Source organism: Leucobacter sp. UCMA 4100, assembly GCF_027853335.1.
Lineage (GTDB): Bacteria > Actinomycetota > Actinomycetes > Actinomycetales > Microbacteriaceae > Leucobacter_A.
The window spans coordinates 1867594-1889861 of sequence record NZ_JAFEUS010000002.1 but is presented as its reverse complement, the minus strand read 5'-3'; the positions used below and the strand labels follow the sequence as shown (position 1 = coordinate 1889861).

At 59.5% G+C, this 22268-nt stretch carries 15 protein-coding genes and 1 tRNA gene; 3 read left to right on the top strand and 13 right to left on the bottom strand.

Features of this window, described 5'->3' with window-relative positions; all coding sequences use genetic code 11:
- Positions 1-40 precede the first annotated feature (40 nt).
- The 3 genes from JSO19_RS08870 (at position 41) to JSO19_RS08860 (ending at position 6180) form a co-directional block, all read left to right on the top strand.
- Positions 41-2497, top strand: coding sequence for an HAD-IC family P-type ATPase (locus tag JSO19_RS08870; protein ID WP_270911182.1), 2457 nt, complete (start codon positions 41-43; stop codon positions 2495-2497).
- A gap of 50 nt (positions 2498-2547) precedes the next feature.
- Positions 2548-3171, top strand: a complete 624-nt coding sequence (locus JSO19_RS08865) for a TetR/AcrR family transcriptional regulator (RefSeq protein WP_270911180.1) — start codon at positions 2548-2550, stop codon at positions 3169-3171.
- Between the two features lie 231 nt (positions 3172-3402).
- On the top strand, positions 3403-6180 hold the full coding sequence (locus tag JSO19_RS08860) for a LuxR C-terminal-related transcriptional regulator (protein ID WP_270911179.1): 2778 nt from the start codon (positions 3403-3405) through the stop codon (positions 6178-6180).
- Here the strand turns inward: JSO19_RS08860 and JSO19_RS08855 are convergent.
- The 13 genes from JSO19_RS08855 to JSO19_RS08795 all read right to left on the bottom strand — a co-directional run bounded on the left by JSO19_RS08855 (position 6173) and on the right by JSO19_RS08795 (position 22210).
- Complete coding sequence (locus tag JSO19_RS08855; protein ID WP_270911177.1) at positions 6173-6967, bottom strand: hypothetical protein; 795 nt, start codon at positions 6965-6967, stop codon at positions 6173-6175. The genes JSO19_RS08860 and JSO19_RS08855 overlap by 8 nt on opposite strands.
- Positions 6964-7695: a hypothetical protein gene (locus JSO19_RS08850; protein ID WP_270911176.1), complete on the bottom strand. Its 732-nt coding sequence runs from the start codon at positions 7693-7695 to the stop codon at positions 6964-6966. The genes JSO19_RS08855 and JSO19_RS08850 overlap by 4 nt, the downstream gene beginning before the upstream one ends.
- An 11-nt stretch (positions 7696-7706) precedes the next feature.
- A complete protein-coding gene (locus JSO19_RS08845) occupies positions 7707-8306 on the bottom strand; it encodes a hypothetical protein (RefSeq protein WP_270911175.1) in 600 nt (199 codons plus the stop codon).
- A gap of 1 nt (position 8307) precedes the next feature.
- Complete coding sequence (locus JSO19_RS08840; protein WP_270911173.1) at positions 8308-8913, bottom strand: signal peptidase I; 606 nt, start codon at positions 8911-8913, stop codon at positions 8308-8310.
- Positions 8914-8984: 71 nt separating this feature from the next.
- On the bottom strand, positions 8985-9587 hold the full coding sequence (locus JSO19_RS08835; RefSeq protein ID WP_270911171.1) for an alternate-type signal peptide domain-containing protein: 603 nt from the start codon (positions 9585-9587) through the stop codon (positions 8985-8987).
- A gap of 69 nt (positions 9588-9656) precedes the next feature.
- Entirely contained in the window at positions 9657-11798 is a 2142-nt protein-coding gene (locus tag JSO19_RS08830) for a vWA domain-containing protein (RefSeq protein WP_270911170.1), read from the bottom strand.
- A gap of 199 nt (positions 11799-11997) precedes the next feature.
- Positions 11998-13797 carry a sigma-70 family RNA polymerase sigma factor gene (locus JSO19_RS08825; RefSeq protein WP_270911169.1) on the bottom strand — a complete coding sequence of 600 codons (1800 nt, stop codon included), beginning with the start codon at positions 13795-13797 and terminating at the stop codon, positions 11998-12000.
- Between the two features lie 308 nt (positions 13798-14105).
- Positions 14106-17528 (bottom strand): DUF7507 domain-containing protein, encoded by a 3423-nt coding sequence (locus JSO19_RS08820; protein ID WP_270911168.1) that lies wholly within the window; start codon positions 17526-17528, stop codon positions 14106-14108.
- 357 nt (positions 17529-17885) lie between these two features.
- Positions 17886-19403: a SpaH/EbpB family LPXTG-anchored major pilin gene (locus JSO19_RS08815; protein ID WP_270911166.1), complete on the bottom strand. Its 1518-nt coding sequence runs from the start codon at positions 19401-19403 to the stop codon at positions 17886-17888.
- Between the two features lie 116 nt (positions 19404-19519).
- A complete protein-coding gene (locus tag JSO19_RS08810; RefSeq protein WP_270911164.1) occupies positions 19520-20401 on the bottom strand; it encodes a class C sortase in 882 nt (293 codons plus the stop codon).
- Positions 20402-20841: 440 nt separating this feature from the next.
- Positions 20842-20917, bottom strand: a tRNA-Arg gene (locus JSO19_RS08805).
- Between the two features lie 55 nt (positions 20918-20972).
- Entirely contained in the window at positions 20973-21293 is a 321-nt protein-coding gene (locus tag JSO19_RS08800) for a transcriptional regulator (RefSeq protein WP_270911163.1), read from the bottom strand.
- A complete protein-coding gene (locus JSO19_RS08795) occupies positions 21290-22210 on the bottom strand; it encodes a hypothetical protein (protein ID WP_270911162.1) in 921 nt (306 codons plus the stop codon). The genes JSO19_RS08800 and JSO19_RS08795 overlap by 4 nt, the downstream gene beginning before the upstream one ends.
- Positions 22211-22268: the final 58 nt, after the last annotated feature.

The following is a 22268-nucleotide window of genomic DNA, read 5'->3' as shown; positions in this document are numbered from 1 at the left end:
TCACAGCGGTTGTGACGCTTTCATCTGAAAATATATAAGCATGCACGTCTCAGAACCGCAGCAGGGCACCCCGGCCGAGCCCGGTGATCCATCTCGGTCGCTCACCGATGCCCACCCGCTCACGAACGACGAGGTGCGTGACCGCGTCGAGCGCGGCGAGACGAACACCATCGAGTCAAAAACGAGCCGGAGCTTCGGCGACATCTTTCGGGCGAATGTCTTCACGCGGGTCAACATAATCTATGCGGTGCTTTTTGCGCTCGTCATGGGAACCGGGCACTTCATCGATGGGCTCTTCGGGTTCATCATCATCGTTAATAGCACCGTCGGTATGGTGCAAGAGATTCGGGCAAAGCGCACGCTCGACCGCCTCGCGCTCTTAGGCAAGAGCCCCGCCCGCGTCGAACGGGCCGACGGTGTTCAGGAGATCGCCCCAGAAGAGATCGTTTTGGGCGATATCGTGCTCCTCGCCGCTGGCGACCAGATTCCCGTCGATGGCACCGTCATCGACGAGGTGGGCCTCGAGCTTGACGAGTCGCTCCTCACGGGCGAGTCAGACGCGGTGCAGGGGCACCCGGGGTTCGCGGTGCTCTCGGGCAGCTTCGTTGCCGCCGGTTCGGGCCGCTTCGTCACGACCGCCGTGGGTGCTAACGCCTACGCCACAAAGCTCACAAATGAGGCGAGCGTTTTCAAGAAGCCCGCCTCGCAACTGCGCGAGGGCATCGACCAGATTCTCAAATACATCACGTGGATCCTCGTTCCCGTCGGCGCACTTTCTATCTGGAACCAGCTTGCCGGTGGCCAGGAATGGCGCGACGCGATTCGCGGGCTGGTGGCAGCCCTCGTGCCGATGATTCCCGAGGGCCTCGTACTCATGACGAGCGTTGCCATGGCCGTTGGCGTTATTCGCCTGGGCAAGCACCAGTGCCTCGTGCAAGACCTTCCCGCAATCGAGCAGCTCGCTCGTGTCGACATCGTATGCACCGACAAGACCGGCACCCTCACCGAGGACGGGATGCGGGTGAGTCGCATCGAAACCGCTGCCGATGCCCCTGGGACCCACAGCGCCAATGACACCGTCGAGACCGTGCTGTCGACCATCGGCGCCATCGAAGAAAAACCCAACAGTAGCATGGCCGCCATTCTCGAGCACCTGGGCCACATCGCCCCGCTCGAGGCTGCACAACAGATCGCGTTTTCATCGGCGCGCAAGTGGGCGGGCGTCGAACTCGCGGCCCCCGTGCCATTGCCCGCTGAGGGCAAGAACCCCGAGCGTGAGGGGCTCAGCTGGTTTCTTGGCGCCCCCGACATCCTCCTGCCCGAGGGCGACGCAGCCCACGCTCACGCGGCGGTTCTCGCCGAAGAGGGACTCAGGGTACTGGCGCTTGTCTCGGCGCCCGCCTCGATTGAACACGAGCAGCTGCCGCAGAACATCACCGCCGAGGCACTCGTGGTTCTTGACCAACGATTGCGCGCTGAGGCTCCGGGAACCATTGACTTTTTCACGAAGCAGCGGGTCTCGCTCAAGGTCATCTCGGGCGACAATGCGGCAGCGGTCGGCGCAATCGCCGAGCAGGTTGGTGTGCCCCACGGCCGTGACGCCGTCGACGCCCGCACCCTCGACCCTGAGTCAGAGAGCTTCGGCAGCGAGGTCGCACACCACACGACCTTCGGCAGGGTCACGCCCGACCAGAAACGCTCGATCGTGCACGCGCTCCAAGAAGAGGGACACGTCGTCGCCATGACCGGTGACGGCGTGAACGATGTGCTCGCGCTCAAAGATGCCGACGTGGGCGTCGCGATGGGCTCGGGATCGCCAGCAGCCCGAGCGGTCTCACGCATCGTGTTGCTCGACAACTCGTTTGCGACCCTGCCACACGTCGTCGCCGAGGGCCGCAGGGTCATCGGCAACATCGAGCGCGTGGCGACGCTCTTTCTCACGAAGACCCTCTACTCGGCTTTACTCGCACTGCTCGTCGCACTCATTGCGGTGCCCTACCCGTTCCTGCCTCGCCACATCACCCTGATCGCCTGGTTTACCATCGGCATCCCCTCCTTCTTCCTTGCCCTTGCCCCGAACGCGGCACGGGCACAAGACGGTTTCGTGCGCAGGGTGCTGAGCGAGGCGGTGCCCGGCGGCATCGGCGCCTCACTCGCGGCCTTTGGCGCCTATGTCACCGCACGTCAGGTGTTCGGCGTCAGCGACGCGACACGGGTCATGAACTCGTCAACCTCGTTTCTCGCCCTCATCATCGTCGCGTTCTTCGTGCTCGCAATGGTTGCGCGCCCCTTCCGGCTCTGGAAGGTGGGCCTCGTCGGCACTATGATCGGCTGCTTACTCGCGATCATGATCACGCCGCTCGGCAGCCTCGTCTTTGATATCGAGCTGGGCGACTGGCGAGCCATTCTCATCGCCCTGGGCTTTGGCGTCGCAGGCATTGCAACCCGCTCGCTCATCTGGCGCGGCATGCGGCGTTTCGTACCACCCACCCGCTAGCCGACACCCGTCGCCCGTGCACGCAGCGCCACACCGGTACTCTGCTATACATGACCGCAACCTCCCGACAACGGGCCGTTCGTGAAGATCACCTGCGCAACCATGAGCGATTGCTCGAGGCCGCGATCACGCTATTCGACGAAGAAGGCCCGACCGCTCCACTGCACCGCATTGCAAAACGTGCCGGGGTGAGCGAGGCCAGCCTCTACCGCCACTTCTCGGGGCGCGACGAGCTCGTGTACCGAGTCTATGATCGGCACGCCACAATGCTCGAAGAGATCGCGGTTGACGCGTTCGAACAGCACGCAGCCGAGGCCGCAGCGGTCAGACTAGAGCAGCTCTGCACCGCACTCATCACCACCATGGTGCGCCACCCGAGCTATACGGCACTCACGCTCTGGGTGCTCCGAACGCACCCTCCCAGAGCCATCGGCGAGGCCTTCGTGAACGCGGTGAGAGCACTCGCTCAGAGCTGTCGCGACGAAGGGGCGCTCGCAACCGACATCACCCCCGGCGACATCATCGCCCTCACCGTCATGGTCGCCTCGACCGCGCCACTACAGCCACTCATGGGCGATGGCTCGTGGCACCGACTGCTCGAAATTGGTCTGAGAGGGTTCACCCCTCAGGCGGCAAGGGCGGCCGAGCCGACGGGGGCCGAACACGTAAACTAGACAAGAGCTTAACGCTAAGCGTAGAGTTACCTTCATCTAGGGATGGGGCCTCCCTCGGGCAGCCCCATGGGGAAATGAATGAGGAACCATGGGTCAATTGCACCCCACGTTCGCGTGCGTCCTGATGACGCTTCCGCGGGCGAGCTACACACACAACACCACCGGCGTAGGCACGCCGCAGGCACAGCGCACCAGGCAGCACCCGCTCACGGCGGGGGCCTCAGCATGATCATGAACACGAAACGGGCACGCGAGGCCGAGATTTACCTTGATGCCGCGCGCGCGAGCGACGGCGGCCTCCTCCTCCTTTTCGGCGAAAGCGGCACCGGCAAAACGTTCTTCTTAAGCAGACTTCGCGAGGCAGCCGAGACTGCGGCCGTCGGCCCTATTCACGCCGCGGCGGCCGACGAGTTCGAGAGCGAAATACCGTACAGCTTCATCGAACGCCTTATCAGCACGACCCCAGCTGCCCGCAGCACCATCGACCCCTCGCGCTCGCAAGTCGAGATCGCGAGGCAGGTGCTGCTGGCGCTCTCGGGGCACCCGCAGGGCACGATCCGCACCGTTCTTCTCGACGACGTACACTGGGTCGACGCCGCGTCAGAGCGGGTGCTGCGCTACGTCGCGCCTCGGCTCGTCAGCCAGGGCGTATTTCTCGTGTGCTCTGCCAGACCGCAGCCGGGCGTCGAAACGCTCGCATGGCACCTGAGTGATGAAGCGCAATTGCACGCCAACTGGCGCACCATCGAATTCACGAAACTCTCGGTCAGCGATATTCGCGAGATGGCCCTCGAACGCTTTGGCACGGGCATCTCGGCGAAGACCGCAGAGCGCATTCAAACCGTCACCGATGGATCGTTCTCGCGGGTGAGCTCGATGTTCGATGGGCTCAGCCCCGAAGAGATTCAGGGCCTTCACCTGCGCTCTGACCTACCCGCGAGGCTCTACCAACAGCACGACGGCGAGCAGCGCCTCCTGCCCGACTACCAGGTGCTCGGTGACGGGGGCAGGCTCGCGGTCGAGATCGTCGCGCTCGCCGCCGAAACCATCGACTCAGCGACCGTTTCGCACGTGGCCGAAACGCTCGGCGACCCGATTGACGCCGCTGAAGCCGTGCGGCAGGGGCTCCTCGTCGAGGTTGACTTTGGCGACAGGCTCGCGGCCGCGCACCCGCTGCTCACCGCGTCGGTGATCGAGAACCTCAGCGAAAGCCGCGCGCAGGCAATACTGCACGCCCTCGCGAGCCGCAGCCAGGGGCACCGATCACTCATGTTCGAGTTGCGTGCCGCAACCGCGCTCACGCCCGAACTCGAGGCGAGGGTGCGCGCCGATGTCGACGCCTCCCTCAACCAAGGCGACCTCGCCTTCGTCGGCGAAACACTCAGGCGATGCCTCGAACTCACGACGGGCGACGCCCGCGACGAAGTACTCATCGACCTCACGCTGCACTACCTGCAGCACAAGGCGGGCTTTCTCGTGCTTGACCTCTTGCCCGAGGTCGAGGCACTGCCAGCAACGCCACTGCGCGAGTGCATCGCGATCTTGTTGCGCGTGTACCGCTTCGAAGACCAGGTGCCGAGGGAACGCATCGACGCGCTGCTCGGGGTCGATGACGCCTCACCCGAGATGCGCACGATCCAAGCCTTCGTCTCGTTTCTTGCGGTCATCGCCATCATGCGAAGCCGCGACGCCGAGGGCCTTCTCGAATTCATTCCCCGAGCAAAAGAGCTCTGGGCACTCGCCCCCGAGTCGCCCGATGAGCTCAGTGACGGGCGCATCACGTGGATGGTCGCCCCACGAGAGTACGAGCTCATCCTCGACGGCTACTCGCTCGTGCCACTCATGATCGAGGCGCGCGCCGAGCACCTCGCCGCACTCCTGCCACAGGCCATCGAACGTGCCAAAGCGCTCCGACCGAGCGAGCACAAGATCGACGCGATCGTCTCGCTCGTGGGCACCCTTATTTCGTTGAACGAACTCGACACCGCATACGAACTCGCTCGCGAGGGCTACGACCTTCTCGCCGGGAGACCGCGCCCATGGGCGGGTGGCGGCATGCGCATCACCTACGCGCATCTACTCGCACTCAGGGGTGAGCTCGCCGAGGCGCTTCGTGTCGTGAGTGACGCCGAAGCACACGCCCACGAGTTTCTCGACGCAGAGGTGCGGCTTACGCTCTCGGCCTTGCACGCATGGCTCGCTGCCATCACCGGTTCCGAAGACCCCGCCCCGTACATGCTCGGGGCGCAGCGGCTCTACCAGCTGCACTGGGAGGGGTACGGAATCGACCTCGTGCTCATCGCCGAGGTCGAAATTGCCTCGCTCGCGGGCAACCATCGCGAGGTCATCGCGCTCACCGAGCCGGGTCGCTACCGCTCGTTCACCTCGACGAGGCACGGCTTTCTCACCTACCGAGCGCTCTCGCTCATCGAACTCGCCCGCTTCGACGAGGCCGCAGCACTCATCGAGCACCTGCGGGGCCTCGCCGGGGTCGAGTGGCACGAGACCTACGGAACGATCGCCTGGCTCGAAGCTCGCCTTGCCGAGTCATGCCCGGGAGGCCACGCAATGTGGGCCGAGGTCGATGCGCTGTATCGCACCGCCGCCGAGACCACCGAGCTGCCGCTCTACCGGGCACGCACCCTCCGCGACCACGGCCAGGCCCTCGCCTCTCATGGAGAGCCCGGCAAAGCCGCCCCGATCATTGCCGAAGCGAGGCGGATCTTCACCGCGCTCGGCACCGGACCCGATCTCGAAGCGCTCGAAACCCTGGAACGTCGCTTACGCGACGCTCTGCATACGCAAGAAGCCGCCGCGGCTATGAGCTTGACCCCTCGCGAACGCGAGATTGCCGAGCTCATCGCCAACGGCGGCTCAACGAGCGACATTGCTCAGACGCTCGTGATCTCACCCGCAACGGTGAGGTTTCACGTGTCAAACGTTCTCGCGAAGCTCGGGCTCACCTCGAGGGGCGAGATCGCGCACGCGCTTCGCGGCCCGGTTAGGTAAGGCGCCGACGCAGGAGCGCGATCGCCGCCCCGATCAGCACGAGGGAGCCCGCGCCTGCGATGATCCACGGCTCAAACGTGCCGCCGGTCATCGCGAGCGGTGGACGTTCTGCCCCGGGGCCAGGCTTTGGCTCTGGCTTTGGGCCGGGCTTCGGTTCAGGGTCGACCGGCGTTACGCCCTCGGTGTCGCCCTCGAGCGTGAGCAGCACGTCGAAGGACGCCGAGCGATCGGCCACGTTGGCAGTGTTCCCAGAGGTTGCGGCCACATCGAAGTCGTAGCTGAGCGTCAGGGTCTGCTGCTCGCCGCGCTTCACGGCGACCTCAAGCACCTGAGTGCTTCCCTGATCGTGCAGTGCGGTCAGGCTCGCGCTCTCAGCGCCCCAACCGATGAGCACGTCATCGTAGAAGTCGCCCTGGTCGCCAGCCCCGCCATAGTGATCGCCCGCGGGCTTCACGTGGGCCGGATTATTGTGCACATCGGCTGCGCCCGGCGAGAGCAGCTTCACCCCGGTAATCTCGGCACGCAGCACGGCGTCACCGGGGCCAGCGTTCGTCACCGAGATCGAGCGCTCGGCGTGATCGCCGGGAACCGCGACAGGAGCACCGAAGAACGTCTCGGTGGCATTTGCCGGGCCATCGTCGTGCCACTCGAGCACCAGAGCGCGGCTATCGTTGGCCGATTCACCCGAGTCGGCGTGCGCCGGCGTCGCCGCGAGCACCATGCCACAGGCAAGCGCAGCCGCGGCGAGCACCCCCGAGAGCCTGGTCATTGCGTGTTGCTTCTTCATGGGGTCTCCTGCCCTGGCCTAAAGGTTTCGTAGCTGAAGGTCAGCACACGCTCTGACTCATTACCCACGTCAAACGATTCGAGAACCCGCGCCGACCAGTCATCAGAGTCGGTGACCTCAAGGTTTTCGTCGTCAACCGCAGTCACCGTCGCCGTGTTCATGTACGAGCCAACTTCTCCGGGCTCATCGAGGGTCGCAACAAAGCACCAGAACTCGGTCGTTGCCTGCTCACTCGTCGAATAGTCGGCGCTCACCGGCGTTGAGGTGACTCGATCGTCAGCGGCGTTCATCGGTGTCACCGTCGCCGTAGCCGCAGCCTCGACCGTGCACGATGCTGCATCGGCCACCTTGAACACGTTTGATGCTGAGTGCCCTAAGGCACCGTCGCCCCAATCTGGGCTGGCGAGCGTATACCAAAGGCCTTTATTGCCCTGGCTCAGTGACTGCGTTTCAAAGGGGATCGCTACCGACCCATCGGCGATCAAGCGCGTCACCGCGTCGGCTCCGATCGGCACGTCAATGCTCGAGCCCGTCGTCTGCGAGACCGCGCCTGCGTGCCCCGCGGCAAACCCCTGGACTCCTTCGCCGACCTTGATGTCAGCCGTTGCACTGTGAGTCCAGAGTGCCGCCGTCGCTCCAGCGACAATGGCGACGCCCGCGCAGAACGATACCGCCGCGATGGTCAATGCTTTCAACGGAATTGCCCGCCGAACCGTTTCGTTTTTCATGATCAGCTTCCTCACCTTCGAATCTGATTCAGCTCGAGCTCAAACGAGGTGACAGCGTCCAAAACCTTCTGCTGTTCTTCACTCATGTCAACCGTGCGGTCGTCGATCCCGTCAAACTTCACGTCAAGTTTCACAAGGAAATACTTGAAGCCATCGTCATAATCGCTCTTGATCACGGGCGTTGAGAGGGGCGCTGTGCCAACGGCGGCCGAAGGGGTCAAAAAGATCGGGCCTATTGAGGAGCTTGCCTGGTAGGTCGCGGTGACCCCGTCAGGAAGCACAAGGTCATCGGGCCAAGTGAGCCGCGCCTCGGCAACCATGTTGTCGCCCTGCAGTTCAAAGTCAAACCGGTAAGAGGCATGCAGTGTGTCGCCCTTTCGCACCAAGAACGTCGCTGGGTCGATCTCGGTTTGCGGTGTAGTGACATCGCTCGAAGTCTCTGACCATACTGGAGCCGTAGGCTTCACCTTCAAGTTTCCAGAGGTCACAACCGTTCCGGGAGCCACACCAGCCGACCCCCAGAGAGCAGTCGTCGCCCCTGTCGTGCAGGCACCCGCGATGAGCGCCGCCGCCGCGATAGCGGGCAGTGGCCATGTTCGCTTTCTTCCCACGTCATCCTCCAAAATGTTGTGGATCGCGCGCAAGCGCGATGTCGTCTTCTTGCTGGGCGAGTTCGTCAGGGCCGGCATTGCGGCGCTTACTCGCGGCTGCGAGACTGAGTGTGACGGCTCCATAGCCGAAGAGCAGCGCGCCAGCACCGTACAGCAGCGTGAGCCGGTGTTGCCCGAGGAACGAGGCAAGGTGACCGATGTACGGTACGTGGTACCGCACTTTGCCCATAACCTGAGCCGCCACAATGGGATCGTCATCTCGGGTGTTGGCGTCGCCCCGAGTCACGTATTGCGCCCCATCAGCACTCGCACGCACCGCAACAACACGGTGCGTCACGAGGGTTGGATCGCCTGACACCGGCTGAAACACGACAACGTCGCCAATGGCATACTGCTCCTGAGGCGTGGCAACCACCATGTCTCCAGGAGCATACGTCGGTTGCATCGAACCGGTGAGCACCGTCAGTGCGGCGCCGCCGAGCGCACGCGGCACGACCCCTATCGCGAGAGCAATGCCGAGGCAGAGTACGAGCATGCCGAAACCGATGCCTTTCAGCATCGAACGCCACACGCCGGGCTCCTGCTCTCTCACGCTCTTCGTTGCCATGATCATGCTTTCGTATCGAAGCGTTCTCGAGGGCGCGGGTTCTTACCCCGCCCTCGAGAACTCAGCACACTCTACTGACGAACCTGCACGAGCTCGATCGCCGAAGTCTCGAGTGCGGCTGCTGCCTCTACGAGATCGCGATCTTTGGTCTCTGCGTTGAACGTCACGGCTACCTTGACCGTGAGGTCTGCAGTGCCATCGATCGATGCAGGAACCGCAACCGCGTTGCCCGGCGCCCGGTTCTTCAGCGAGACGAGGTCGAGGTTAACGCCCGAGCTGTTGCCCGAAAGCACCTCGTTGCCCGCCGCATCTTCAACCGAGTAGCTCACGTTGATGAGCCCCGCGGCGAGCGCACCACTGAATGCCTGCCCGCCTGCAAGGCGCAGCTCTGCTGCGAGGTTGTCACCCTGCAGCGCGAGATCAACATCGAATGATCCCTCGATGGTGTCGCCCGGAACGACCTTAAAGTCAGCGAGGGTAATCTCGCGCCCCGTGTCGCTACCTGCTGAGATGTCGTTCCACTGTGAGCCGGTGACAGCAACCTCGAGGTTGCCCGACTGAATCTCGCCACCCGGGGCCTGGACGCTGTCGCTCCAGAGCGCGAAGGTTGAGCCGCCAAGAAGAAGCGCTGCACCGGCGGCCCCGGCGATAAAACCGGTTGTTGATTTTTTCATGATTTCTCCTGGTCTTTCGTTCTGTGAGGTTGGAGTGATTTGTGGTGGTTCTTGAATGCACATGCCGCATCAGGGCAGCGCAGTTACCAGGCCTGAGGCGAGGCACGTTGTGGAAGCTCCCGGGGCCAACGTGGTTTCAGGGCATACGACCGCCGCAAATGCCAGCTGGTCGTCTTCGACTCGAACGTCTCGAAGCGTGGTTTGCCCGGTGTTCGTCACACGGTAACTCCAGTGCACCGTGGTGCCCGAGGCGACGTTCGTGCCGGCAGCGATCTCGGTTTTGTGATCAGCCGCTGTCCAAGCCTTCTTTTCAAGCAGGATGCTCGATGCCAGCGTCTGCTCGTTGATGAACGTGCACTTCACGGTGTCACCGGGGCCAACCAAAAGCCTGGCTTCGTCAAGGCTCTGCGGGTTCGTGGGTTCGTCGTTAATCGAGCAGCTGAGACCCGCGAGCTTCCATCCCTGTGAAACCTGCGTAGCATTCATCTCTTCATGAACCGAGACCTCTGCACCGACGGCATTCGGTGAGTCAAACTCGAGCGCATACGAAACCTTGCCCTCAGCATTCGTGTTCTGCTGCGCTTGTGTTTTCAGTACGGCTCCGTTCGCTGCCGCAGCAAACGACCAGCCTGATCCACCATTGCTCGCTTCTGCCGCACCATACGCCTTGGTGAGCTTGGTGATCTCGACGTTCGCTTGGCAGGTGGCGCCAAGGGCAAGCCCTTCGAGCTGAGCGGCGAGCTCCTGCCAGTCAGACTGGAAGTAATCGGCATCGTTAAAATTTGATCCGGCCGCATAGGAATTGACCCCAGAAACTGCGCGCAGATTACCGGCGCTGCCCTTCGCGCCGCTGCCCGCGCCAATCGCAACCACACGGGTTCCCTGAGCTTTCAGCGCATTAGCTGCGAAAATGGCTCGTTCAACATCAATAAAGTACGTGGTACTGCCGCTACCGCTGTTGTTGCCACCACCGTAAAACGTAGGCATGCCATCGGTCACCATGATCGCAAGATCAAATGTTGTGGCGCTCTCAGCAGCACGATAAATACCGGCGTCCCAGTTTGTACCACCGTCAGCGGTATACGAGTTGATCTTGTTGGTGATGGTCTGGAAGTTTTGACCCTGATCAATCTTCGTAAGCGCTAGGTCTGCATTGTTCGATGCGGGTGCTGTATCGGAATACGTAAAGATCGCAACCGATGAACCCGTTCCTTTAAGCGCCTGGACCATACGATTCGCAGAGGCTTTCAAGGTGTTGAGGCCTTGACTTTTGTTGTCGCCCATTGATCCTGAGAGGTCAAGCACCAGCGCAACATTAAGGGTTGCCTGGCAGGTGGGCTGCAACCGAGGGTTCGAGCGTGAGACAGCCCAAGACCCTCCCGAGTCATCGCCCATAAACGTGTTGCCAGAGGCGTAGGTGTTGCCTTTTCTCAATTGCTTACCTGTTTGAAAGACATAATGAGAGCTGACACCGTTGCCACTCCCAGTCTCAAGAGCTGGGTTCACATACCAGTCTTCAGGTGCAGCTTCAGCTGCAACCCAAAAGCGTTTGTCATAATTCACGCCCTGAGCCTGGTCTACACGCCACTGTTTACAGGTCAATCCCAAGAAGCCCCACTTGATGCAGCTCCTGAGCTGAGGCTGGGTCTCTGGAACAACAAACGAGCAATCGCCCTGCGCATCTGAAACACATGTGGCCCAGGGCTCAGCCACGGGGGTGAGCGATGAAGCGTTGCCTCCGGTGTTCAGGCGCAACGCCACACCGGCCACTCCGCTGCGGCCGTTACCCTGCCGGTCACCGCTGACCTTGACGGTAATCACCGCGGTATTGCCGCTGGCTGGGGGAACGGCAAAGGGTCGAATCGCCTGCTGAGCAGGTTCTTCGGCTTCTGGTTCAGAGGCAGGCTCACCCGGGTCGTTCATCTCATCGGGTTCAGCACCGACCCCGGCCCCAGGTTCACCACCAACATCAACGTTGCCTGGAGCGTCGGCCTCGCCAGCGTCTTCTTCGGGTGAAGTCTGCTCTGCAGTTGAGGTCTCTACCCATTGCTGTTCACCCTCGGACTCACTCCCTTCGAGCGCTAACGCAGCGCTCTGCCCTAGCGCGCCAAAGAGCAGCACAGCGGTTATCGCTGCGAAGCCGCGCATCAGGCGCGGCTGCTTCGTCGCATGCTTCGCCTGCCGCACCTCGGCAATTCTACGATCGCTCACGCGTTCCCTCCCCTACTGTTCGCGAACCAACCGATAGCGATTGGCCGCAAGGGCTTCATGCCACGATGCGAAACGTGACAGAGAGCCCTCCCCTGCAAGCAAATCTAAAGGCCTACGAACGCCAGCACACCGGTCATATGACGGGGCTTTGCGTTGGGAAAACGTTGGGGTGGTGTTGGGGAGTGTTGGGAGTGACTGGTTACAGGATGCGCCACCACACTCTGCGGGGGCCTTCAGCGCTTACCCCTTGCCAGTAGTACAGGTCTCCGAGATCAGCGCGTGCGTACGGCACGGTGATTGTGACCTCGCCAGGAGCTGTCGCTCGCTGCTGGTATGCAAGGGCGCCGATCGACGTCGAGGTCACATTCACTGCCTGGTTCGTCGTATTGCCCACGAGTCCAGTCACCCGAATCGTGGTTTGCTGCGCGCTGATCGCGTCAACCTCAATGGAAAGGCCTCTGCCTACCGAATAGGTCCCTACCATGACTTCGGCGTCAACGACCCCTTTGCCATCAATCACATATTCCTGATGGCCCCTGACCGTGAGTTGGCCCATCAGCGCAGTCGGCGTGTACGCCCAGCGCCCTTGTGCGTCTGCGTAAACCGTGGCGCTCGAGGTTTGCCCCGCCTCGTTACTCATGGAGAGGTAGACCGTCGCGCCCGCTGTCGCGAGGCCGGAAAGTCTCGGGTAAATGCCGGTCTCGATGCCGTCAAGAGGGGAGCCGGATAGGGGCACAGGAACGATGCGAGCCGGGCCGCTGCCGGTGTTGGTATTCGTGCCTGAAGCGTCAGCTTCTCCGTTTGGTGGAACAGCGGTGGTTTCAGGGGGCTGGCTGCCAAGTTCGCCGTCTCCCGCGGCCTGGTTCTCGAGCTCGTCTTGGCCACTCTCTTCAGTTTTAGACGCACCTGACGTCTGCTCTGATTCTTCTCCGTCGGGCGAATCACCTTCGGGGCCTTCACTGTTCTGACGGGCGTTCTGATGCACCTCTTCAAGAGGGCTCTGGTCTGGGCCTTCAGGCCGTAGGGGATGAACAAATGCCGTAGCAAAGAGGGACAGGCCGAGGGCACCAACGGCAACAACAGCAACCACGTTCGCGGCGCGACTCAGTGTTCCGCTTGCCTGCAACAAACTGTCCGTGGGTACGTGCGCAGGCAGAGGAGTTGCGCTTTGAGTAATTCCTGCGGCGTAGGTCGCCTCTGTTAGAGGGTATGCCCCTGCGAGGTATTTTGTCGCGCCTGCAGCACCCAAGAGACCTGGCAGGAGAATCGTTGCGAGTTGCGAGTGCGCTTTTTTCGAGTCGTGAGATAAGTCGGTGCACCGCTCGCAGGCCTGAAAGTGTCGTTTCATCTTGCGTTGAGTGCCCGGTGTGGTTTTCCCTCGGAGGAGCTGCGGCAGCTGCCCAACGACCCATTCGCACTCTCCGGGCAGCCCTTCGACCGGTTCAAGGCTCGCGGCGATCCACGCTTGCTTGAACCCTTCTTTCGCTCTCCTCAATAACGCTGAGGTCGCATTTGGGCTCATTCCAAGGTAGGTTGAAAACTGTTGAACCGGGAGGTCTTCAACTTCCCGGTACCACAGCACTTCTTGCCATCTGATCGGCAACGAAAGAAAAACCTGACGCGTAAAGATATCGTCGATCAGGCGTGACTCGGTGTTTTCTACGGGTTCGGTTGCTTGCTCAAAAATCTCATCGTCGACACCGGTGACTTCGCTGCTGCTTCGGGTGCGGGCCATGTTCGTCGCAACATTTCTCGCGGTCATAATCGCATACGCGCGAAACGCCGTTTCTGGGCCGCCGCCCGCCTGAATCTGTTTGAGAATGCGCAAAAACGTTTCTTGTGCAACATCATCGGGGTCGAAGCCTGTGAAGCTTCGTGTCGCGATAATTACGGCAGGCTCATGTCTCTTCCATAGCTCTGCAAATGCCCGTTCAGACCCGTGACGAGCCAGCTCAACCAGCGCTACATCAGACTGTTGAGCAAGTTTTTTATCATTCACCGAGGCCCCCTCCCCTTTGACACGAGCCGAAGCGAAACCGGCGAAACTATCTTTAGCTACGTGCAACTGGACGCCGTGTGTATCTAGAGACCGTGTATCGCGGTGCAAGAAGCCACAAGTTTCGCTCGGATCGTGACGTTTGTTTTAAGTTGTATGTCTAGCTGTCACCGACGTGCAGGCCTGCTGGCATATCGCCGCTCATTTATTTCTGTACACACGCAAGACGAAAAGCCATGAACGCTCCTGTGGCAGACCCGCTGTATGCGGGGTCTTCTCAACATGAGTGAAGACCCCGCATACAGCGAATGTTAGCTATCGTTGAGGCTCATTCTGGAACGACGTCGCTGCACCGCAAGCGCAGCTAGAGCTAGGGCTCCGGCCCCTCCTGCGCCGAGGAAGATCGCCAGCGTTCCTACGCCACCGGTGAGTGGCAGATGAGGCACCTCTGACTGCTTGTTTTCAATCGCTTTCTCGAAGCTCGTTTCACCAAGCACATCAATATATCGAGGCGTCGGGTCTAACTGGTACCCAGCAGGAGCACGTGTTTCTACGAGCCTGTATCGGCCGTCGTCAAGCGGATCGAGCAAGAACTCACCGGCACTCGGGTTACGGTCTGGTCCCTTGCACTCGCTCGCTGCGTCGGCAATACAGTCTGCAACAGCGATTGATTCACCGGTGGGCTTGTCATTAGCGTCGACAGGGGTCAGTTCCCATTCAGAGCCCGCCAAGTATTCAGTGTCGGAGGTTCCGGCCGCAACCTTTTTCCAGGAAAGCGAAGAGGGCAGTACCGTGATGCCCGCGGGGTCACAGTCTTCTTCTGCTGGTGTCGTCCCTTCCTCGGGTTCGCCGGGATCGGGAACCACACAGGCGGTGTTCACAAGGCTGCCAGTCTCGGTTCCGCTTGCGAGAACCACCGAGTACTCGATCGTTACCTGGTGATCTTCACCGGGTAGCAGTTCACCGATAACCGCTTTCCCGTCAACGAGCGTAAGCCCGTTCGGAAGAGGTTTCAGCCCAGCCAGATCAACACGGTCGTCTTCGACAACAAGGTTCTTGAGCGTCTCATCACCCGTGTTGGTCACCACAAGACGGTATGGCACGGTGTCACCCGTACGGTACGACGGATAGTCGTCGATGTCGTTTGCATCATGCCATTCGCCTTTTTCACTTTGCACGTATTTCTTAATCGTGACCGAGTTAGCTGCACCGATGGTAAAGCTGTCAGAGGTACGCATCTTCAACTGATGCCGGTCTGAACGAGCTTCAGCTCTATTCACGTAACGATCGTCGTGCTCGGCACCTGCAGTGACCACGGAAACAGTAAATTCTTGCTGTTGTGAGGGACGAAGTTCGGGACCAATCACTCGTACCGCAGTGGCTTCTTTCGTGAACGTTGTCGACCAGTGAACCGTGTTTCCAGTGACCGTGCCGCGCTTACCGTTCGACGCATGGTCGGGGTCATCGTTCAACGTTTTGGGGTCGTCTGTTGTGTAGTACACCTTGGCGCCACTGACCGCTTGAACCGGCGCTTTCAGCACGTATGCGCCTGCGAACTCGGTACCACGGCCGTCTCCATTAAAAGGCAGTACATCGATGGTGTCGGTGAAGGAGGTAGCCTTCGAGTCGTGCGAGGTCACGCGTACCGTCCACGAGTTTTCTGCGACGCCACCGTTATGAGCCACTTTTCGAGCGGCTGAGGTTTTCGTCAACTGCACGTAACCTCCGTCACGAACTTTAACAGTGTCTGCCGCAGCGGCAGTCAGGCCGTTTAGCTCGGCAACAATATCGTTCGTATAGCTCGAACCCGGTTCTGCATCGTCAGCGATACGTGCTTTATAGGTGAGGACGTACTCGGTATTACTAGACACATTCTGGAGGTTCCAGGTCACCTTTTTACCCTTTACAGAGCTAGGTTCGACCGACGCACTTCCCGGCACATATTCCATGCCCGCAGGGAGAGTATCGGTAAGCGTGTAGAGCGGAAGCTTCATATCGGTCGTGCTCTCTGCACGGTATTTCACCGTATATTGAACAGTCGCACCAGGCATCACTACCGACTGGTCTGCCTCTTTAGAAACGAACGGCCTAGCTGAAACGACCCTAAGAATATCGCGTCCACCACCTGTATAGGGGTATCGCGTTCCCGGTGTGCTTACTCCTGAAGCAGGACCGTCATTTGGCTGCATCGTTCGATGAGGGTCTGTCCATCCGGAAGACGCTGTTCCTGTCATGTTATACGACGTCCATTGCCATATATCTTGACCTGCTGAAGCATTGAGTTTAATGCGAGAGTCAACAAATGACCGCGCCAGTCCCGCAGCATCGTGCTCAGAAACTCCGGCTGCCGCTGAATAAGGAATGTGGATCCTCACGGCCTTAACCGAGCTCAAGTCTTGAGGCGGAACACTCACCCAATCTGAACCGCCCCAGCCAGTGTCGCACGTAAAGCTGTTCGGGTCGTAGTTAGCATGCTTAGGGTTTACGTTATTGCCTACGCCGTTGCCAACATAAAACCAGTATTTAATGCCTTCCCCACCGGGGTAAGGCAGAACTTCCCCGCCTTTCCGATAACCAGTCTGCACCCCGACAAAATCAACATATTTGGTGTCGAGTACACTACAAACTCCACTCGTTGCTCCTTGAGCGCTCGGTGCAGCTACTCCTGCGGATGCGCGAACAAGATCCCCGGGTCCAGCGCGCGAAGTATCAACCCAAACACTCCCGGGGAGCCCAACTTGCCCAAGAACCCACCCACCTGTCCAACTACCGCGGGTATAAGCCCGAGAGTTCTCGTTGTTCGTGCCGATGTCTTTTGAGGTAGTTCCAGTGACTGTTCCGATGTATGTAGGTGCTGAAGCGACAAATCCTAAGGTTCCAGCTTTGTCATATGTAAATGAAAGGCGAACCTCACCAGCGGCAACGACATCCCATTCGCTAGGAAGCGCGGTGCCTTCCGAATCATAAGTTGGTGTTTTATCTTTGCCATAATCAATACCTGAGATTGATAGCTTAAATTTGTTCGAGGTTCCTACACGCGTAAACGAGCAGTTTCCGGGGAAAGGAGCGGTACGTTCAGCTACGTGCGCGGTGTCTGAGAACGGATGTCCTGCCCGAGCGTTTGTGATGGCTTTACAAGCATCAGTAGGGGTGACATTAAGGCCGCTCCCAGAAGTGTTCGTAAACGTGAGGGTGTACTCGACAGTATCCGGCCCAGGCTCTCCTCCTGGGGAATGCCTAAGCGACCAGGGAAAGGAAACCTCTTGCAGCGCGCCATCCCGTGTACTTGCGCTACCACCGTCAAATTTCATATCCATTGCGAACACGTTAAGAATAGGAAGTGGTGGGAGCTGGGCTTCTACCCCACCAATCTCTGCCTCGACAAAGGTGACGTCTCCGCTCTCGCCAGTCACTTGGAGCCCCGTTAGCATGAGTTCAGCGCTTCCCTGTTCCCTCGTGCCGATATTGCACACGAGCGTCTTACCGCCGTCGGTAATCTCAGAGACAGGAGAGAGGGGTACTGCGGTGTCGGCGGCTTGCGTGAGGCACGCCTTTGGTACATCTTGGAAGACGCCACCATGTGCAGTAAAGGTAACGGTCACATTATCGACGGGGTCATTCGACGGGACGGGTCCATCATCGTTGATATTGAACCGCCAAACCGAGGACACTTTGTCGCCCTTTTGTAACGGGTTGTGAGTGCCTTCATGCCACTGACCCACGATTTCATACACGGTCTCAGCGTGAGCAGGTGACGTTTGCACCCAGCCCAATGAACCGAGGAGCGCTACGACCATGGTGGTAGCACTCAGGCGCTTGCCCAAACCTTTTAGCAGCGTTGAAGGACGACGCCTGCCGGGGAGCCGTGTTCTTTCCCTCTCCCTCAGATCTATAGCTTTGTCACGTTTCACGGTATTCCTCCCCTTTGCGCATCATCATTTGACGCGCACACGCTTTCTCGTTCTTATACAAGCGGTTGAGTATCTGCTTCGACAGTCCCGTCCAGCAGCTGTTGCCCGGATGCACTCTAGGCTATGAATCAGCGTTGCGAGGTGTCCCTATCTCTGGGATAGAGACACCCCGACGCAGGCTTACACCTCTGCTGATTGACGGCGACGATTCACGAGCACGAGGCCCATGGCAATCGCCACCGCAGCGATGCCACCGATAATAAGCAAGATCTGGCCTGCTGCACCGGTCAACGGCAGCTCAGGAACATCCTGCTGAGTGTTCACGATTTCAACGTTGTCAGAAACAGTCGTCTCTCCGACCTTGACCGTCACCGCGGTGAAGGGGTCAGCGGGAAGAACGAAACCAGCTGGTGCTGCAATCTCTTTCAAGACGTAGCAACGTTGCTGAGCATCAATAACGGGGTTCACGCTATCGCTCACAAAAAGACCAGCGATTGAAATAACACCCGTGCCAGCTGAGGTAAAGCTCGTTTTGCCTTCAACAGTCACTGGATCACCAGCGGCTTCAGCAGCCGAGCAATCTGCGGCATACGGATCAGCCGCGTTGTACACCTCAAAGGTCGCTCCGTTGAGTTTGCCCTGTTCACCGCTCGTACCGGCTGCTCGCTTCTGAACCTGCAAGTTGCCCCAGTGGGTCTCGACCTCGTTTGAAGGGACCGGCGGCTTCAAGCTTGGGTCAAAACCAGGGTTATTGGGCCAGAGCTCAGCCTGGTTCGTGATCGTTCCATTGCCAAGTTTGGTAACGGTACCGGCAAAAACAACCTGAATCTTCTTACCAGCCTGAGCATTCGGGCCTTCGTTCAGCCAGACAAGGCCCGTTTCGGTGAAGTTCATCGTGATCTGCTGGCCAGCAACAGTCAACGTGTAGTACGACGAATCAAGCTTCTCACCGTTAACGGTTACCGGCATGTTCGCAGCGTCAACTGGGGTAAGCCGTTCGTCAAGAGTGTCGCGAAGAGCGAACCCGGTCCACTTATCACCGGTGGTCGGCACAGGGGCGGTCACCGGGAATTTTACGACTGATCCAAGCCCTGTTTCCTGCTGCTGCTCAATCGTCTTCTCGACGGTCGCTTCACCATTCTTCGGGTAGGCGTGAACGTCATAGACCCAGCCGTTCTTGTGGGGCATAGGAACCGTGACGATGAACGGTGATGCTGCGTCAATGATCTGCGATGGTGCAGACGTCTCACACACTTGGAAAGCGCCAATGGGCAACGTTACGGTTGCTGTTCCTTTGGCATCAGTAGCAGGCAGAGTGATTGGGCTACCCAGTGCATAACCAGCGGGGGCAGTACAACCCTCGCCAGCGGCCAGAGAGCCCAGCGCGTTCCACTCAGCAGCATCTTTAAGGTTCAGTTGCTTACCGTCTTTCAACAGAGGATAAGCCGTGAAGATCACGTCCGAAACCGGGTCAGCGTAATCGCCCTCGGCAGGAGCCTGACTAATGTCTCCTTCTTTTGGGTTGACCTGGTGCAGGTACTTGTGAACCGTCAATGAACCGTCACGGCCAAAGTCGATGTCGCCAAACCCCTGAGGCGCGGCAAATGCAGCACTGCCCGCTCCCATGAGGGTGGTCACACCGATGGCAGCCGCGCCAAGCATGGCAACCATACGTAGCCTCGTATTGCGTTCAGTCATCTGAACGTCTCCTTTCATTTGCAAGACCGGTATGGTCCCGTTCAAGAGAAACCCCAAAGCAAAAGCTCTGTGTCCCGAAGATTTAGACACGGCGATCATCAGGCATCTGACGCCCGTTACTGATTTGTTATATTTCGCGCTCGTATCGCTTCACGCTTTGCATTCGCACCCCTCGCATCTACGACACCCTGCCGATATGCATAGGCCGCAATCAGGAGAACGACACCTGAACCGATAACGGCCCACCACGGGAAGCCTGGAATGACCGGAGCCTTCCCTGCAGCAGAAAGGTCTCCCGGAGGCGTTGGCGTGATTCTTTCGCCCGTGACAACAATGCGTTGTGAATTAACCCCGAGTGGCGTGCAGGTGATGAGCGTGACAAGATCACGACCGGCCTCGGGTCGCAGTGAACTTGTCTCACTCGGGTCGATAACCTGAATATCGAATACGCGATAGGTCAACACTTCGCCCAGAGTTTCGACGGTAAAAACGTCACCTTCAGCAACATTGTTCAGATTCGTGAACATTGTCGAGTTGGCAAGCCCCCTATGCGCAGTGATAACCGACCGCGTTCCCTCACCACCAACCGGCAGGTGCGAGCCCTCAAGGTGCCCTGCCCCTTTAAGCAATGTGGCATCAGAAGTACCGTGGTAGATAGGCAGATCAACATCAATCCCAGGAATCTTAATGCGGCCCATTAGGCCCTCACTATTGGCCACGAGCATCTCGTCATAGTTCAGGTCAGTACCGGCTACATTGCCGGTTCCCACCGGAACATTCGCCCCCGACTCAAGTTTGACTCCCGCAGCAAGCGCCTCGTTATACAGCCTCGCCGCGTCAAGTTGAGCTTCTGGTTTCGGCGTAATCTCGTCGAGGTTTAAGAGCGTGTTTTCTATGACCCTCGACTGGTTATAGGACGAGAGCCATGCTGCGGTCATCGGGTATAGCGCCGCTATCAACCCTCCGAGGGCAAAGAAAACAATCATCAAGGTAAGCACCGTCGGCCTCCAGCGATATTGTCGCTGCTTAGTCCCTTGTCCCACAGTTTTCGACACTCTCCAACCCTCGTCGCTTTGTCACTTCGAGAGTACAACTTACCCTCCTTTTAAAAGACACATCTGGACCACGGAATCTGACGCGAAACTAGTAAGAAAAGGGCCTGCTCGCCTATTGGGGGAATGGACAGCGAGCAGGCCTTGGTCGATCCGCGCCAGAACAAAGTTCTTGCGCGGCGTGCGTACCATGCAGAACGGATTTTTCTTGGGGGTATTCACCGCCTGCACTAATAGAGACACCCCATCACGCAACAATATGACGCACGCCAGCAAAGTCTTTTGAGTACCCCTTAGTCCACCCCTGAGCCCCACTCCAAATCATCGATGTTGCCCTCTGAGAAAGCGTGTCTCGTACAAGAAAGACTCATGCCACCGCATGAGCATGGTGCCCCAGATAGGAATCGAACCTACGACACCTTCTTTAGGAGAGAAGTGCTCTATCCACTGAGCTACTGAGGCATTGATGCATAACTGCACCACTCAGACAGCTTACAACACCTCAACGTCCCGCACCTTACGGCAGCTCTGTGATTCCCTCGGCAATCTTCTTGAGCGCAGTAAGGTGACGGGCGAATGCCCTCGATCCGCGTGCTGTCACAAGAACGCGGGTTCGGGGCTGCTGCACGATCGCCGTCTTGCGTACAACCACGTACTCCTGCTGCTGCAGGTACGTAATGGCTTTACTCAGAGTCGAGTCATTTGCTTCGAGGTTCGTTCGCAACGTCACAAAGTCGATTTCAAGCCCCGGCCGCAAAACCGCCATGAGCGAGAATCTCAGTGGTGTTTGAAAGGCTGCATCAAGGTCGTGACGGGGGTGCCGCTGTTCGCCGCTCACGGCCTGCGGGCTCCGGGCAGCAGCGTAGCCACGACGAAGAGCATGAGCGTGAGCGCCGCGAGCACGATATCGACCACCATCACGGTCGCCGGGTCAAACAACACATGTCCGTACTGCACCATGATCGCGGCAACAAAGTTCGACGCCACCGCAACGCTAAACACCGACCACTGTGCTTCACCCCACTCGTAGCCGACCCTCGCGATATTGCCAGGCGAGTGCTGGGAGATAAACATCATGAGCATCATCACCATGACGATCGCCATTACCGCGAAGTGCACGTAAGCAGCCACCATCGTGAACGGGCTCGAGGCAAGCAATGCCGCGAAGATCACGCCGATAAGCACGGTGTTGCGCTTCACCGGGGCCGAAAGCCGTTGCGGGCTGAGGTACGCTCTGCGCCCCTTGCGCCCCCGAGGCTGCCCCTCTGTGGCGTCGCGATACGACCGCTCCCTGAGCAACGCCATGATCGGTTCGAACGACAAGGCACCGAACACCGCGAACGGAACGAGAAGGTTCGCCACGAAGTCACCGTGGTCGCCCTGCCGCATGGCAACGAGGTATACGAGCACAAACACCACAATCGCAGCACAGACCACGATTGTCGTCCGTTTCACATCGACCCGCGTTCGCACCCCGAAGCGCTCACGCGCCCCAACCGCTAGCGCCGTGAAGACGATGATAGGCATAACAAGCAGTGCAGGCTGCGCGCCGGGGTGCGCTGTAAACGAAGCGCGAACCGTCAGCATGAAGACCGCGATATAGCCGGCTGCCATCACGGCACCGCAAAGCATCAGAAACCAGTACCCAGGGTCTGGCCGCACGCTGCCATTCAACGCAGTAAACTGATCGAGTTGCTGCTTTGCTGCGGTGCTATCGCCAGAGGTCACTGGTGCACGACCATCCTTACTTTCCATATGGAAAGTCTAGGCTGGGAAACACCGCACCCGCAACACCGGTGCGCCCACTGCACGG